General features: G+C 39.6%; 13 protein-coding genes. All 13 read right to left on the bottom strand.

Going from position 1 to position 16,146, the window contains the following annotated elements:
- Positions 1-12 precede the first annotated feature (12 nt).
- Positions 13-720, bottom strand: coding sequence for a cytochrome c oxidase subunit 3 (locus tag ACHFIZ_RS09440; RefSeq protein ID WP_410885154.1), 708 nt, complete (start codon positions 718-720; stop codon positions 13-15).
- A 30-nt stretch (positions 721-750) separates the two neighbouring features.
- The gene (locus ACHFIZ_RS09435; protein WP_410885152.1) at positions 751-1,329 is read right to left on the bottom strand and encodes a heme-copper oxidase subunit III; all 579 of its coding nucleotides are present in this window, start codon (positions 1,327-1,329) and stop codon (positions 751-753) included.
- A gap of 6 nt (positions 1,330-1,335) precedes the next feature.
- The gene (gene cyoE / locus ACHFIZ_RS09430) at positions 1,336-2,211 is read right to left on the bottom strand and encodes a heme o synthase (protein WP_410885150.1); all 876 of its coding nucleotides are present in this window, start codon (positions 2,209-2,211) and stop codon (positions 1,336-1,338) included.
- 8 nt (positions 2,212-2,219) lie between these two features.
- On the bottom strand, positions 2,220-3,284 hold the full coding sequence (locus ACHFIZ_RS09425) for a COX15/CtaA family protein (protein ID WP_410885148.1): 1,065 nt from the start codon (positions 3,282-3,284) through the stop codon (positions 2,220-2,222).
- A 79-nt stretch (positions 3,285-3,363) separates the two neighbouring features.
- The gene (locus tag ACHFIZ_RS09420) at positions 3,364-5,259 is read right to left on the bottom strand and encodes a cbb3-type cytochrome c oxidase subunit I (protein WP_410885146.1); all 1,896 of its coding nucleotides are present in this window, start codon (positions 5,257-5,259) and stop codon (positions 3,364-3,366) included.
- A gap of 23 nt (positions 5,260-5,282) precedes the next feature.
- Positions 5,283-6,506, bottom strand: a complete 1,224-nt coding sequence (locus tag ACHFIZ_RS09415; RefSeq protein ID WP_410885144.1) for a cytochrome c oxidase subunit II — start codon at positions 6,504-6,506, stop codon at positions 5,283-5,285.
- A gap of 65 nt (positions 6,507-6,571) precedes the next feature.
- Positions 6,572-7,789, bottom strand: a complete 1,218-nt coding sequence (locus tag ACHFIZ_RS09410) for a quinol:cytochrome C oxidoreductase (protein ID WP_410885142.1) — start codon at positions 7,787-7,789, stop codon at positions 6,572-6,574.
- A gap of 14 nt (positions 7,790-7,803) precedes the next feature.
- Complete coding sequence (locus ACHFIZ_RS09405; protein WP_410885140.1) at positions 7,804-8,412, bottom strand: c-type cytochrome; 609 nt, start codon at positions 8,410-8,412, stop codon at positions 7,804-7,806.
- Positions 8,405-8,941 carry a DUF3341 domain-containing protein gene (locus tag ACHFIZ_RS09400; protein ID WP_410885138.1) on the bottom strand — a complete coding sequence of 179 codons (537 nt, stop codon included), beginning with the start codon at positions 8,939-8,941 and terminating at the stop codon, positions 8,405-8,407. The genes ACHFIZ_RS09405 and ACHFIZ_RS09400 overlap by 8 nt, the downstream gene beginning before the upstream one ends.
- A 2-nt stretch (positions 8,942-8,943) precedes the next feature.
- Complete coding sequence (nrfD, locus tag ACHFIZ_RS09395) at positions 8,944-10,416, bottom strand: NrfD/PsrC family molybdoenzyme membrane anchor subunit (RefSeq protein WP_410885136.1); 1,473 nt, start codon at positions 10,414-10,416, stop codon at positions 8,944-8,946.
- A gap of 24 nt (positions 10,417-10,440) precedes the next feature.
- The gene (locus tag ACHFIZ_RS09390; RefSeq protein ID WP_410885134.1) at positions 10,441-13,518 is read right to left on the bottom strand and encodes a TAT-variant-translocated molybdopterin oxidoreductase; all 3,078 of its coding nucleotides are present in this window, start codon (positions 13,516-13,518) and stop codon (positions 10,441-10,443) included.
- A 46-nt stretch (positions 13,519-13,564) separates the two neighbouring features.
- Positions 13,565-14,860: a c-type cytochrome gene (locus ACHFIZ_RS09385; protein WP_410885132.1), complete on the bottom strand. Its 1,296-nt coding sequence runs from the start codon at positions 14,858-14,860 to the stop codon at positions 13,565-13,567.
- A gap of 251 nt (positions 14,861-15,111) precedes the next feature.
- Positions 15,112-16,092 (bottom strand): deoxyhypusine synthase family protein, encoded by a 981-nt coding sequence (locus ACHFIZ_RS09380; protein WP_410885130.1) that lies wholly within the window; start codon positions 16,090-16,092, stop codon positions 15,112-15,114.
- Between the last annotated feature and the right edge of the window lie 54 nt (positions 16,093-16,146).

Raw genomic sequence — 16,146 nt, 5'->3', positions numbered from 1 at the left:
ATAAACTGGTAATTAAACTAAATAGAAGAAAGTAAATACAAACACCCATACTAGATCCACAAAGTGCCAATACAATCCAACTTTTTCAACCATTAAGTAGTGTCCTCTTTTTTCAAAAGTCCCATTGATGGTCATGCATAAAATGATAATATTGACAATAACACCGGTAAATACGTGGAATCCGTGGAATCCGGTAATGGTAAAGAACAAGTTGGCAAACTGCTGGGCAGATACCTCTGAAACCGGTCCATTGAAGAACTGGGCCAATTCCGCCTTCTCAGGAATCTCTCCCCAATGAAATCCTTCATGGAAAAGGTGAGTCCATTCTATAGCCTGACAACCAAGGAACATGAATCCGCCGATTATCGTTGCAACCATCCAGCCAATAACTTCCTTTTTAGATCTCCTGTGACCCGCCTCTACAGCCAAAACCATAGTCACAGAACTCATGATCAATATAAATGTCATGATGCCAACAAATACTAATGGTGCACCATGGTCCGTAATACCTGGAATAGATTGGAAAACCTTATCTGGTGCAGGCCATGCTCCTTTTGAAAAACGTTGTGCTCCGTAATAGATCAGTAATGAAGAAAAAGTGAAAGCATCAGAAACCAGGAAAAACCACATCATGACTTTACCATATTCTAACGACCACGGTGAGCGGCCTCCACTCCAAGGAGTAGTTTTTACCTGATCTAATTGTGATAATGAATTCATTTTGTAAATAGTAATAATTTGTTAAAAAGTCTAACTGTTCAAAAGTAAAAAAACATACAGATATATCCATAATATATCTATAAAATGCCAGAATATTGAAGCAATTTCCATTTGGTAATTACGCTTCTCTATTAACGGGGTTTTATAAGTACCATATAATGCATTTAATATTATGCAAACACCTGCAAAAATGTGTAATACGTGGAAACCGGATACCACATAAATTAAAGATATTGCTGCGTTGTTATTACTGAAAAAAGCTCCGGTTTGCACCATGCTAGACCATGCATCAACTTGTAATATGCCAAATATTGTTCCTAATAGAACCGTAACTCCGAGAAGAATTCTTTGTAATGAAATATTGCCTCTCTTAAAAGCTCTCGACGCCAAAAACAAGGTCAAACTACTCAACAGCAGAATAATAGTACTGTAGACGAATATTTCAGGAAGAACCAAACCATGACCCTTCCCTTTCGATGCTGAGAATACAATATAATAACTTGTCCAGCCGCCAAACATAATCGTGGATGATACCACGAAAAGCCAAATAATGAACTTTTTGGCCTTAAACTCAAGACCCATTTCTTGTTGCTTAATGGATTGAACCATAATCATCTATTTAATAAAATCAAAAAATAAAACCAATTGTACAAGAGGCAAGTAAAAGAAGGAACAAAACATTACTTTTCTTGCGCTCAAAATATCTTGCTTTACCACAAGAACGAAAGCATAATAACTAAACAGGATTCCAGCAATGACAGAGACGCCTCCAATATAATACCCACCGAAACCATACCATATAGGAAGCAAGCTAACAGGTATTAAAATCAGTGTGCTCAATAAAACAAACCAGGCGCTTATACTGTCACGCTTTGTAGTAGGCAGCAACCTAAATCCTGCCTTCTTGTAATCGTCATCCAGTACCCACGCAATAGCCCAAAAATGAGGAAACTGCCATACAAACTGAATCAAAAACAGAATGACTGCTATCTTATCTATCTTGCCATGTGCGGCGACATAACCAATCAGCGGAGGTAGCGCGCCTGGTATAGCACCTACAAAAACCGCAATTGGCGACTTACGCTTTAACGGCGTGTAAGCAAATGCGTACAAAAATATCGAGAACACAGATAACAAACCCGTTTCTATATTTAGTTTTCCCAGTAGCCATGTTCCAACTAAACCCATGATCAATCCAGATACTAAACCTTGTCCAGTGGTCATGTGCCCAGAAGGCATAGGCCTGTCTTTAGTCCTGGTCATCAGTCTATCAAGATCTACCTCAATAACTTCATTGAAACAATTCGCCGCGGAAGTAACCAAAAAACCTCCAGCAATAAGGATTAGCCAGTTCATCCAATCAATACCAGGAACTACTCCATCTTTAGGTACCTGAGATCCGATTAAAAAAGTTACGGATGCAGAGAAGACCACCAGAAAAGTTAATCTGAATTTGATAAGCTTCGAAAAATCTGCTAAAAAGTGTTTCAAATTATATATTAGTTATGCTCCTGATCGTAAGTGCTTGTGCGGTACACCAACAAATACAGATAGTACTGAAGAGTAAATAAAATAGTCGAAAATAAAATATGTAATGCTTGAGCATAAGGAGGCAGCGCAAAGTAAGATAATATTATTCCCGTAACAATCTGAATCAACAGAACAACTCCAATTGAATTCCCAATTAATAAAGCCTGCTTGCCACTGAATTTATCTTTAACCTCTTTATACACCCATATATTTAAAACTAGTACCAAAATGGCCATATCTCTGTGATAGGAAAACACTTTACCGATTTCTTCCAACCAGTTAGATCGTTGCGTAAAAGCCAGTCGTTTTGACACTGCATCAACTGCTTCCCGAACTTCCGTTCCCAATACAATTTGCATTATGCTAGCGGCTATAGAAGACAAGACCAATAACTTCAACCACCAAATTTTCGCAATTACGACAACTCGTTTCTGACAAAGCTCAACAGCATAATTGTAAGTGTAAATAAGAATTGCCAAAATCACCAAAGCTAGCAACATATGAACCGTAACTATCCATGCTACTAAATTGGTAGAAACTACAATTGAACCCAGCCAAGCCTGAAAACCAACAACAACCAAATTAATGATGCTTAGCACGATAATTCTCTTAGCAGATTTCCTGTAAACAAATGCGAAAACCGCAAGTAAGACCAAAAGCACACCGGTAACCGCCCCCATCAGTCTGTTTACGTATTCTGTCCAAGTTTTAGCGACATTAAATATTTCCGGAACTAAAATAGATTGGTCATTGCGAATACTATCTGCCAACTCTAATTTGCCCATTCGATCCAGGGTCTTTGCAAAACGCTCGTTTTTTGCAATCCGTTCGGCGACGTACTTCTCCTTGTAATTTGTGGGCAATTGTGAAACTGATGTCGGTGGAATGTATTGATCAAAACACTTTGGCCAATCTGGACATCCCATACCTGACCCTGTACTTCGTACGATACCCCCTGCTAAAATCAGCAACAAGGTAAATACAATAGTAAAAAGGTTGAGCCTGAGAAATCTCTTTTCAGATTTAGGAACCATGGGTGTTTTGATTAAAAAATAAGGTACCTGGTGTAAGTATTTACCTACCGCAGATACCTTGTGATATCATAGCTAAATACTACTCTATTTTCGTTTCAATTGCTGCTACAATCGGATGCTTTTCTTCCCAATCTCTCTGGATACGTTCAGATTCTGCATTACCTTCAAAGTCATGAGGCATGTTAGAGCTCATTGTTTGAGAGAAAGGTATTGTTTGAGGAATGAAATCTTCTTCAGCACCGGGTTTGCTGTAATCATAAGGCCAACGATACACGGTTGGAATCTCTCCTGGCCAGTTTCCATGTAAATGCTCAACTGGAGTTGTCCATTCCAAAGTATTGGCTTCCCACGGATTCTGGGGAGCTTTTTTGCCCTTAAATATGGAATAGAAGAAATTGAATAAGAAAGCCACTTGTGCCAATGCACCCATAATTGCAGCCCAGGTTACGAAAACGTTTACAGTCAACCATTTTTGCATAAACTCAAACTCAGTAAATGCATAATAACGACGTGGAACACCATCAAGTCCTAAGAAGTGTAAGGGAAAGAAAACAAGATAGGCGGAGATGAATGTCAGCCAGAAATGTAAGTATCCTAATTTAGGATTCATCATTCTTCCGAACATTTTAGGGTACCAATGATAAACACCAGCAAGCATACCAAAAATAGCTGCAGACCCCATCACCAAGTGGAAATGCGCAACCACAAAATAGGTATCGTGTAAGTTAATGTCCAGGGCAGCGTTTCCTAAGAAGATCCCTGTTAAACCACCAGAGATAAAGAACGAAACCAAGCCAATAGCAAACAACATAGCTGGCGTAAACTTGATGTTACCTCTCCAGAGTGTAGCTAAGTAGTTGAAGGTCTTCACAGCGGAAGGCACAGCAATGATCAACGTCGTAATCATAAACACACCACCCAACAATGGGTTCATCCCTGTTACAAACATATGGTGGCCCCAAACAATAAATGACAATATGGTAATACCAATCAATGAATAAATCATCGCATGATAACCGAAAATAGGCTTTCTAGAATTTACTGAAATGACCTCAGAAGAGATGCCCAATGCTGGCATAATTACTATATACACCTCCGGGTGACCAAGGAACCAGAATAAATGCTGCCAAAGAATTGGCGAACCTCCTTCATTTGGAAGTACCTGCGTACCGATAACAATGTCAGACAGATAAAAACTTGTCCCAAAACTACGATCAAATACCAGTAGAATAACACCAGCAACCAAAACAGGGAAAGACAGGATACCTAAAATCGCGGTAAGAAAGAACGCCCAGATTGTTAATGGCATCTTCCAAAGGTCCATACCTTTGGTACGCAAATTCAATACAGTACTTACGTAGTTGATACCACCCATCAAGGACGATGCAACAAATAGAACCATGCTGATCAACCAAAGTGTCATGCCCAATCCAGATCCCTTAACGGCAGTGGGCAACGCAGATAATGGCGGATAAATTGTCCATCCGGCACTTGCTGGTCCAGTTTGAATAAAGAAGGAGGCCATCATAATTGCACAAGCGGAAAAGAAGAACCAATAAGAGAGCATATTCAAAAATGGCGATGCCATATCCCGAGCTCCAAGCTGAAGAGGAATTAATAAATTACTAAAGGTACCACTCAAGCCGGCTGTTAATACAAAAAACACCATTATCGTACCATGTATGGTAACTAAAGCAAGGTAAAAGTCAGGTTGAATCCTTCCCCCAGCAGCCCATTTACCTAAAAACGTTTCCAATAAAGGGAAACTTTTGTCTGGCCATGCAAGCTGTATACGGAACAATATGGATAGCCCCATTGCTATAACAGCCATAGTAATTCCGGTGATCAGGAACTGTTTGGCGATCATCTTGTGATCCTGGCTAAAGATGTACTTCGTTATAAAAGTCTCTTTGTGATGTCCATGATCATTATGGCTATCGTGGTTATGCGTATCGTGTAATGATATAGTTGACATAATGTGCTATTCCAGTATTATTATTATTTTGAAGCTATTTGATTTGTTGTTGCAGTCGAATCAGCAGTTACAGCCGCTGGAGCAGGCGCTGCTAAAGGCAGGTTAAATTTCTTTCTAAGGTCATCCGTAACGTAAGTACCTTGTTCTTTGATCCAAGCATCGTATTCTTCCTGAGATACAACCCGGACCTTTCTTTGCATATTATAGTGTCCAGCACCACAAATCTTAGCACAAAGGATCAAATAATCAAATTTAGGATCATTAGTTTTAACTTTCATATCTGCAGTGCTGATCGTTGGTGTGAATTCAAAAAATGAAGTCATACCTGGTACAGTATTTAATTGTACCCTAAAATGCGGCATATAGAAACTATGCAAAACGTCTTTACTGGTAAGGATCATACGAACAGGCTTATTAATCGGAATTACCAACTCGTCAGCAACTAGATCATCCAGTGCATTTTTATCTTTCAAATCTACGCCAAGAGGATTATTTCCGTCAATTAGCTTATAGTTCTTTATACCCACAACACCGTCAACTCCTGGATAACGAATAGCAAAGGCAAACTGTGAAGAGGTGATCTCAACACTCAATGGCTTGTTGCTTGGATCTTCGATCTTATAAAATATAGACCTCCAGGTCAAGAAACCCATTAAAACAAGAACTGTTAATACCAATGCAGGAACGAATGTCCAGATTTGCTCTAAAAGATTATTATGTGGATAGTAATAAGCTTTCCTTTTTCCAGTGTTTCTATATAAGTAGGCAAAAGTAAATAAGGCTATGTGTGTAGCAATAAAAACAATCGTGGTGATGATCAACGTAATGTTAAACATACTATCGATCTTCTTACCGTGTTCTGAAGCGGCTTCTGGCAAGATCATGCTTCCATGAACCGTATACTCCCAATAAACGCCGTACAAACCTACGACAAGAAATATCGCAAATAACACTCCGTTTACCGAATTCCAGTTAATTCCGTTTGGCTTATCTTGAGCCTCACGAGTTAACTCATAAACCTTAAGGGCCTTGCCAACAATTGCTATGAACAAGCAAAGTGTTAAAAATGCCAAAACATAGAATGCAGTTGATTTATAAACCGGGGCCATGTCTACTGGTTTTTCAGCGGTGGCGGTCGCAGCACCTACTGCCGCTTCCTGTGCAAATGCATAAGTATTCGCAAATACCGTAAAAACCACTGCGAGTGCAGCTATTTTTTTATTACTTATAAATTTTCTTAAACTCATTTCCTTAAAAGTAGTAACACTGTATTTCTACTATACTATTATTTATTTATGTATCCGATCACCAATTATAAGTGGTGATTTAAACTCTCTTGTAAAAACGGATGGTTTTTAGCAACAAGTGGTTTCTTGCTCAATGCGTTTAACACCGTAAAGGTAAACAATCCTACAAAACCAATCGCAGTCCCAATCTCGATTATACTAAATCCATTATGACCTTCTTCAACAGCTCCAGGCATAATCATTTGATAATAATCAACCCAATGCCCGCAAAGTACGATGATAGAAACTGTAAGCAATACGTTTTCATGTCTTTTGCTGTCTCTGTCCATTAACAATAATACTGGAGCAAGGAAGTTCAAAACTAGGTTTAGATACCACCAAAACTCATAACTTTCCCATCTTTTGTAGAAGTATACCGTCTCTTCTGGCAAGTTGGCATAGTAGATCAACATAAACTGCGCAAACCAAACGTATGTCCAGAAAATAGAGAAACCAAAGATAAATTGTCCAAGGTTATGCAAGTGACTATTATTAACCCAACTCATATAACCAGCTTTTCTAAGCAGGATAACAATGATGGCAATGGTCGCCAGACTGCTCACCCACATCGCTGCGAAATTATACCATCCAAACATGGTAGAGAACCAGTGTGCTTCTAAAGACATAATGGTATCAAAAGCAAAGATCGGTGTCGTGAAGCCGTATATCACCAGAAATATACAAGAGTATTTAAAGCTTTTTGTGTATGAAGATAAACCTCCATTTAAATCTTCATTGTAAGAAAGCTTGCTTAAAAGCAAAGCAAAGAAGCTATAAACACCTAAGAATATTACCTGACGTGCCATAAAGAAAGGCACATTCAAAAAGGCAGATTTACCATCAATAAGGCTATCATAATTTGGATCACCTTTAACAGTAAGTCCCGGTGCATTCCAGTGATGATATAAATTGTGTGTGTAAAGGCCTGCGCCAATTACAACAAGTAAGATCACAACCGCAATAGGAAGTGTTTTTGCCATAGCTTGTGGCACACGTAAAATAGAAGCAGACCAGCCCGCCTGTGCAACAAACTGCACAGCCAGAAAGAAGGCTCCTGACATACAAACGCAAGCGAAATAATAAGCCATCAGCAACAGGTTTGCGAATGTTCGCTCATGATAAGCTTCATTCGAAAAGCCAAATCCTATACATACTATCCCTATAATAATAGCGACAATACTTAAGGTCTTTGCTTTACCTGTAAACTCAAACTGCTCAGTTAAATTATAATTATGAGTTCCCATTTATTTCTTCTTTACTATTTTCCTTTTTGTAATTGTTGAACATACATCACCACTTTCCATCTTTCATCTGGAGTCAATTGAGAAGCATAAGATCCCATAGAATTCAAACCGTATTTAATAGTATGGTAAATCTTTCCTGCTGTAAGGTCAACCATCAGACCGCCTCTTGAAGAGGTTTTCTCCGGGTCATAAAATGATGGAACACCATTAATCTTCTCAAGTTTAACAAGATGACCTTGTCCGTTACCTTCCACACCGTGGCAAGGACTACAATTTACATTAAACAAGTGCTTGCCTTCCAACATGTTCTTCTCCTGTGGGGCAACCGAACTGATCAGGTTTAAACCTGCAGCCTCATAGCCGTCCTTGTCGTTTGGATAAATATCCATTTCAACAAATCCAATCGGCGAAGTGTTCGGAGGTGGAGTTTGCGCTGCCTGTCCTTTGAAACTCTTTAAGAACTCATTCTCAGTAGAAACTGGCTGATCTGGATTAAGTGCAATCGGATCATACATATTTCTTGCGTACTCCAAACCAGTGCTTCGTTTATCTCTGCATGCCGAGAACATCGCAGCACTTGCAAGGATACAAAATGAGGCTAAAACTAATTTGTTCTTATTCATAGCTAACATACTTCCTTTCATTGTACTTTACTTCTAAAGCACCTGCATCTTTTAATAAACCATCAATTAGTGTATGCTCAATATTTTGCTGCGCGTCGATAGCTATAATAAACCTGTCATCTGTTGCCCTAAGATCCATAACCCTTGGAGCTCTGCCTGGGAATAAATGGGCAGACGCATAGTAAGCACCAACCAGACTAAACGCAGTAAAGAGGATTGTTACCTCGAACATAATCGGAATAAAATCAGGAAGCGCTAGCGCTGGTTTACCACCAATGTTATGACTCCAGTCAATAACCGATGTTAAATAAATCAACGCGAATGCAGATGCAGTTCCTGTAATACCGCAAAAGAATGCGAGGATATCTAACCTGGATCTCTTAACTCCTAATTTAGCTTCGATGCCGTGAATAGGCATTGGTGTATACACATCATGTATAGAGATGTTTTTTTCCTGTAACTTATCGATGCCATGCATCATTTCGTCAGGATCACCAAAACTGCCTAAAATATATTTGATATTACTCATTGTTATATTTTTGCGTATTGTTCTTGTTTAACACTATCAAATTTTTCTAAAGACTCTACGTACTCCGCAACTTCTACTTTATCTAGATGACCTTCTTTAATTTGCTCAAGCTTTGCTTGCTCACTTGCACTTTTCAATAATAGCTTCACCTCTGCAATTGCAATTGAAGGAAGTACCCTCAGAAATAATAAGAATAAGGTAAAGAATAATCCAATTGATCCAACGAATACACTAACGTCAACCCATGTTGGGTAAAACATCGCCCAACTCGAAGGAAGATAATCACGGTGTAGTGATGTAACGATAATTACAAAACGCTCGAACCACATACCAATATTTACTACGATAGATAAAATCCAGGTAGCAGGAATACTGGTACGAATCTTTTTGAACCAAAACAGCTGCGGAGAAACAACGTTACAAGTCATCATCATCCAGTAAGCCCACCAGTATGGACCGGTTGAACGGTTGATAAATGCGTATTGCTCATACTCAGACCCTGAATACCATGCTATGAAAAACTCAGTTATGTAAGCTACACCCACAATTGATCCTGTTAAGATGATGATCTTATTCATCGACTCAATGTGGAACATTGTAATATAGTTTTCCAGACCCAATACTTTGCGAGCAACCAATAACAAGGTTAATACCATTGCGAATCCAGAGAAGATCGCCCCAGCCACGAAATACGGAGGGAAGATCGTTGTGTGCCATCCCGGGATTACCGAAGTAGCAAAGTCCATCGATACAATCGTGTGTACAGAAAGTACCAATGGCGTTGAAATACCAGCAAGGATTAGAGACACTGCCTCAAAACGTTGCCAGGTTTTAACGTTACCAGACCATCCAAAAGAGAAGATCGAATATATTTTACGCCTAACTCCTGTGGCGCGATCACGAATGCTGGCGATATCAGGTAATAAACCAGTGTACCAGAATAATAACGATACCGAAAAGTAAGTAGAAATCGCAAACATGTCCCAAACCAATGGGGAGTTAAAGTTTACCCAAAGCGAACCAAATTGATTGGGTAATGGAAGTACCCAATAGGCTAACCATGGTCTACCCATGTGTGAGACTACGTAGGTAGCAGCGCAGATTACGGCGAAGATCGTCATCGCCTCTGCAGATCTGTTAATCGAGTTCCTCCAGTTCTGACGGAAGAGCAATAGTACCGCAGATATCAGTGTTCCTGCGTGACCAATACCTACCCACCATACGAAGCCGGTGATATCCCATGCCCATCCTACAGTTTTATTTAAACCCCATTCTCCGATACCGAACCAGAACGTATAACTTACAGCAAATACCCAAAGTAAAGCACCGCAAAGTGAAAGTATAAACCCAATCCACCAAGCCTTATTCGGCTTATTCTCAACAGGCATTAAGATATCATTCGTAATTTTAGCATACGTGATATCATTACCGGTAATTAATGGTTCTCTTAAAATTGATTCCTTATGTCCTGACATAATCTATATTTCTTTAATATCAGCTTACGCTTGTACTGTTGTATCTGTATTCCTAATTTTTGTCATATAACCAATACCTGGTTGTACGTTGATTTCTTCCAACACGTAGTAAATCCGCTCACTACGCAATGCTTTAGACACTTCAGAGTTAGGATCATTTCCATCACCAAAGATAATCGCATTCGCAGAACAAGCCTGCTGACAAGCCATCTTGATATCACCATCCTTCAATGGACGCTTTTCAATTTTAGCTTTCAATTTACCAGCTTGAATACGTTGGATACACATGGAACATTTCTCCATAACACCTCTTGAACGAGTAGTTACATCAGGGTTCAATACCAGCTGAGTGAATTCATTGTTCAAATAATTGTCGAAACGTGAATCATTCCAGTAATTGAACCAGTTGAAGCGACGTACTTTGTACGGACAGTTATTGGCACAATAGCGTGTTCCTACACAACGGTTATAAGCCATGTGGTTCAAGCCATCTGAGGAGTGAACGGTAGCTAATACCGGACAAACTGTTTCACATGGGGCGTGATCACAATGCTGACAAAGCATCGGCTGGTGTACTACAGATACGTTATCTAGATTTTCTAAATGAGCAATATCATTCTCCTTAGTAACCGCGTTGATGCCATTGCTATGCTCACCGTGTCCTTCTTCTGCATGCTTTTCAGCACCGTCAACATTGAAACTATAATACCTGTCAATACGTATCCAATGCATTTCTCTGCGTCTGCGAACCTCATCCTTCCCTACAACAGGAATGTTATTTTCAACATTACAAGCAACAATACAAGAACCACAACCTGTACAAGCATTCAAATCGATTGCCATTACCCAGTTGTTACCTGGTTTCTCATATTTATCCCACAAATCATAAGATTTATGTTTTCCATGCTCATTACCTGAACCAGCAGTAGGATTTTTCTTGTATTCTGTGAAAGTAGCTTCACGGATGATGTTTCTTCCTTCAAAAGAATGGTGCGTTTGTGTTTGCGCCAATTCTTCTCTTTTACCAGTACCTTCTAATTTAACAGTGGTAGCGTATTTATAGGTACCATTAGTAAAACTCACAAAAGGGAAAGCGTTTTTGCCAACGTTATTCCCCGCTTTACCAACCATGGTGCGCCCATATCCTAAAGCTACAGAAGCAGTACCCTGAGCTTGTCCTGGCTGTATAAGCACCGGCAATTCAATGGTATAACCTTTATCATCTTTAATAGATACGATGTCAAATTCCTTGTATCCCAATTTCTCAGCGAACTTAGGCGCAATAGCGATGTAGTTATCCCAGGTAACTTTGGAAACCGGATCAGGCAACTCCTGCATAAATGCGTTGTTTGCATGTTTACCATCACGCATTGAAACACTTTCGTAGACCTGGAGCTCAATGTCCTTAGCCAAAGCTTTGCTGTTTGCCACTATCGAAGGGATCACAGCAGCTAATGATAAACTAAATGTATATGTTCCGGCAGGCTTCGGTGCCGTAATAAAAACACCAGTTTGCAAGACATCTTTCCATACTTTACCTAAAGCAGGCAGTACAGTAGCTTCCCAGTTGTTACGCACATACTGGTAGTATTCTTTGACTGGGCCGTTAGACCAAATCAACAAACTCTCTTCAGCCTGACGAGAGTTGAACACTGGATTGATGGTTGGCTGTATAATAGAGTATGAACCCTCGTAAGCACTTGCATCACCCCATGACTCTAGATAGTTATGATTAATCGCGATGACGTTACACAAAGTGGAAGTCTCATCTTTCCTGTCGGAGAAGGAAACTTTCAAATTAACTTTTGCTAAGCCATCTGTAAAACTCTTGGTATTTGCAACATCGTATCCAGGATTGCTGTCTAGAAAAAACACAGCAGCAACTTCGCCGCGGTTCATCTCATTGATCAGTTCAGAGAACTGTGCATCGTTTCCTGTATAACGTTTGTAAGGATTGTCAAGGTCAATCGTATTACCGTAGCTACCAATAGCTGAATTGATCGCATTTACCAGAATCTGAGTGGATACATCGTTCGAACCACATATAACGAGTGATTTACCTTTATTTTGTATTAATTCTTTAGCTACTAATTTTAATGCTTTGTCGGCAGTAACATTGTTTGGCAGTGCGCCTCCAGCGAGGTTAGCTCCAGTGATTGCATTATATAAGGTGATTAACGCTGGTCCTTCTTCAGAAAGTTTTACCGGCACGCGCGTATCTGCGTTTGTACCTGTTAAGCTCATTCCTGCTTCAAACTGGAAGTGACGGGACATTTTTCCGTTTTGCAGCGATTTGTGATCTCTGTTTGAAACGTACTGTGATGTAAACTCTTCTCCACTAATCCATGTTCCCAAGAAATCGGCAGCGAAACTTACTACTAAATCAGCCTTATCGAAATTATATTTAGGGACTACCGCTTTCCCAAAGCTATTTTCATTCGCTTTAATAATACCAGTGTAAGATACCGCATCATATTGTACCAATTGCGTAGCAGGATATGCCGCGATAAAGTCGGCAACAACAGCTAGTGTAGAAGGGCTGCTGATAGAAGAAGAAACGATTCTGATCTTCTTGCCTGAAGATTGCGATTTAGTTAGTTCAGACTTAACAAATGCATCAATCTCTGCCCAGCTTGCTTTTTCATTTTTACTTAGTATCGGATCTCTTAATTTAGACACATCGTAAAGATCAAGTACGGAGGCCTGTGTTAACGCATCAGTACCGCGATTGAATGGGCCTGCGTTAAGATTCGGCTCAATTTTAATTGGTCTGCCTTCTCGTGTTTTAACGATGATACTCTGACCATTAAAACTTGACACGTAGTAGTTAGGAATACCCGGCACTACTTCTTCAGGTCTAATTAGGTAAGGGATAGATTTATGAACAGGAGCCGTCTGGCAAGCTGCCAACGTTACTGCACCTAACCCAAAGCCCAAAGCTTTTAAAAAGTCGCGGCGCGGAGTAACTGTACTTAACCCTGCTTCATTTAAAACATCTTCTATTGGAAGTGGCTCAGCGAATTCGTTTTTGTTAATCTCAACAAAATCGGGAGTATTTTTATACTCTTCTAGGCCTTTCCAGTATTTCTTATTGCTTTCCATTTAAGCTCTATTACTGTTTATCGAACGTTCTTTTTACTAAACTCTATTAATAGTGACATTTACCACATTCCAATCCGCCCAAAGCAGCTGGGGTAATTTTCTCGCCCTTTTTGATCTTGTCATGCGCTTCAATGATTTTATCATAAAATGCATTTCCTTTAACATCCAACTCGGCATTTCTATGACAGTTGATACACCATTTCATCGTTAATGGTGAATACTGATAAATCTCCTCCATGGTATTAACCGGACCGTGACAGGCAAAGCACACCGGCTCATTAGGCTTTAAGCCTTTCTCTTTTCTGATAGCTGCCTCACCAACAACAACGTGTTGGGAGTGATTGAAATACGCAAAATCAGGAAGGTTGTGAACACGCACCCACTCCACTGGTTTCTCTTTAGATTTATCGTAAGTCTGAGTCTCAGGATTGTAACCTAAAGCCGCGTAGATCTTTTGAATCTCTGGTGAGATCTGACCATCATATTTCTCTGTAGCCTGAACAGCCTTATGACAGTTCATACAAACGTTCATCGAAGGAATAGTAGAGTTTTTAGATTTAAACGCACCCTGGTGACAATATTGACAATCAATCTGGTTTGTTCCAGCGTGTAATTCGTGCGAGAACTTAATTGGTTGTGAAGGTTGGTAACCAGTATGAACACCAGTATTCCACATTCCCATCCATCCAAATGACCCTAGGCTGATGACTAAAAGAAGAACAACGAATCCTACGAATTTCTTATTCTTAAATAAAACCTTAAAACCTGCACCAAATGGTACCTTTACATCATCTACAATTACAACACCCTGTTTTTGAAGGATCAAACGCTCTAACATCTTTACTGCACGGCCAAGTATTACCAATACAAAGATTGACAGCAATATTATGCCTACGATACCTGCTATAGAGAAGGTAGAAGCACCCTCAGGGGTAGTTTCTGTAGCAGCACCGGCTTCAGCAGCTTTCTTAGGCTCACCTGCTTTTGCATAAGCGATGATATTTTTGATTTGCACATCAGTTAAGCGCGGGAACAAAGGCATTTCGGCTGGAGAATACTTAGATGCCTCAATTGCTTGTTTATCACCAGCATCAACTAAAGCTTTCCAGTTTCTGATCCATTTGATTGCAAAAGCTTCGTCCAACTCCTTTAACATAGGTGTTAGCGCGGGTCCAATACTATTACTTCCCAACTGGTGACAAGAACTACAATTCTCTTTAAATAACTTTCGGCCCTCAACTACATCTTGCGCACGTGTTGCAGAAATAGTCAAAACAGAAAGAACTGCAAAAACAAATGCAGACTTCAAAACTCTTTTAACGATCAATGAGATATTCCTCATAATGAGTATTTTATGCTATTTTTTAAAAACTTATTTAACACGATTAAGGATGGAACCTGAGTTCTCCACCAAAACGTCAACAAAAGTAGAATATAATACCTTACCAATGACAAAGAAATGACGGGAAATACAATTTATAATCAATCTAAACAGATGCTTAAATAGCCTTTAAAGGACGAAAATCCGCAATTTTTACAAATTTGCGGATTCAAATTTTAAGCATCTGTTTAAGATGCATTTGTTATTTTAATTTACATTTTTAATATCCATGCAAACATCAAAGGCGCTACGATTGTAGCATCAGATTCAACGATAAATTTAGGGGTATGAATGTCAAGCTTTCCCCAGGTAATCTTCTCATTTGGTACTGCTCCTGAATAAGATCCGTAAGAAGTTGTGGAATCGGAGATCTGGCAGAAATAACTCCAAAACGGGATATTCTGCATCTCCATATCCTGATACAGCATAGGAACAACACAAATTGGGAAGTCTCCAGCTATACCGCCGCCGATTTGAAAAAACCCAATGCCCTTACCTTCACTGTTAGCAATATACCAGTTGGCTAACCAACCCATATACTCAATTCCACTTTTCATTGTTGTCGCTTTTAGCTCAGATTTCATCACATAAGAAGCAAATATGTTTCCCATTGTAGAATCTTCCCATCCTGGAACAACTATTGGCAAGTTCTTTTCTGCTGCAGCAAGCATCCATGAATTTTTTGGATCAATCTCATAATATTGTTCCAGGTCACCACTTAAAAGCATCTTGTACATAAATTCATGAGGAAAATAGCGCTCTCCAGCTGTATCAGCATCTTTCCAAATCTTATGTATGTGTTTTTGTAATCTCCTAAAAGCTTCTTCTTCAGGGATGCAGGTATCTGTAACCCGGTTATAATGATTTTCTAAAAGATCCCACTCGTCCTGCGGACTTAAATCTCTGTAGTTTGGAACTCTCTTATAATGTGAATGCGCAACAAGGTTCATGATGTCCTCTTCAAGATTTGCTCCTGTGCAGGAAATAATTGCTACCTTATCCTGACGGATCATCTCTGCTAAAGATATACCCAACTCTGCAGTGCTCATGGCACCAGCAAGTGTAATCATCATTTTGCCACCTTCGTCTAGGTGAGTTTCGTATCCTTTTGCGGCGTCCATCATGGCCGCAGCATTAAAGTGGAGGTAATTACGCTCCATGAATTGAGATATAGGTCCTCTGGTTGTACTCATCGTTTTCAATTTTGTTGGCGCAAAAATAGCATATTTCTAATTAAGTCTCTAATT

The organism is Pedobacter sp. JCM 36344 (assembly GCF_046546555.1).
In the GTDB taxonomy this organism is placed as follows: domain Bacteria; phylum Bacteroidota; class Bacteroidia; order Sphingobacteriales; family Sphingobacteriaceae; genus Pedobacter.
The sequence above is the reverse complement of the archived record's forward strand: the minus strand, read 5'-3'. Positions and strand labels throughout refer to the sequence as shown.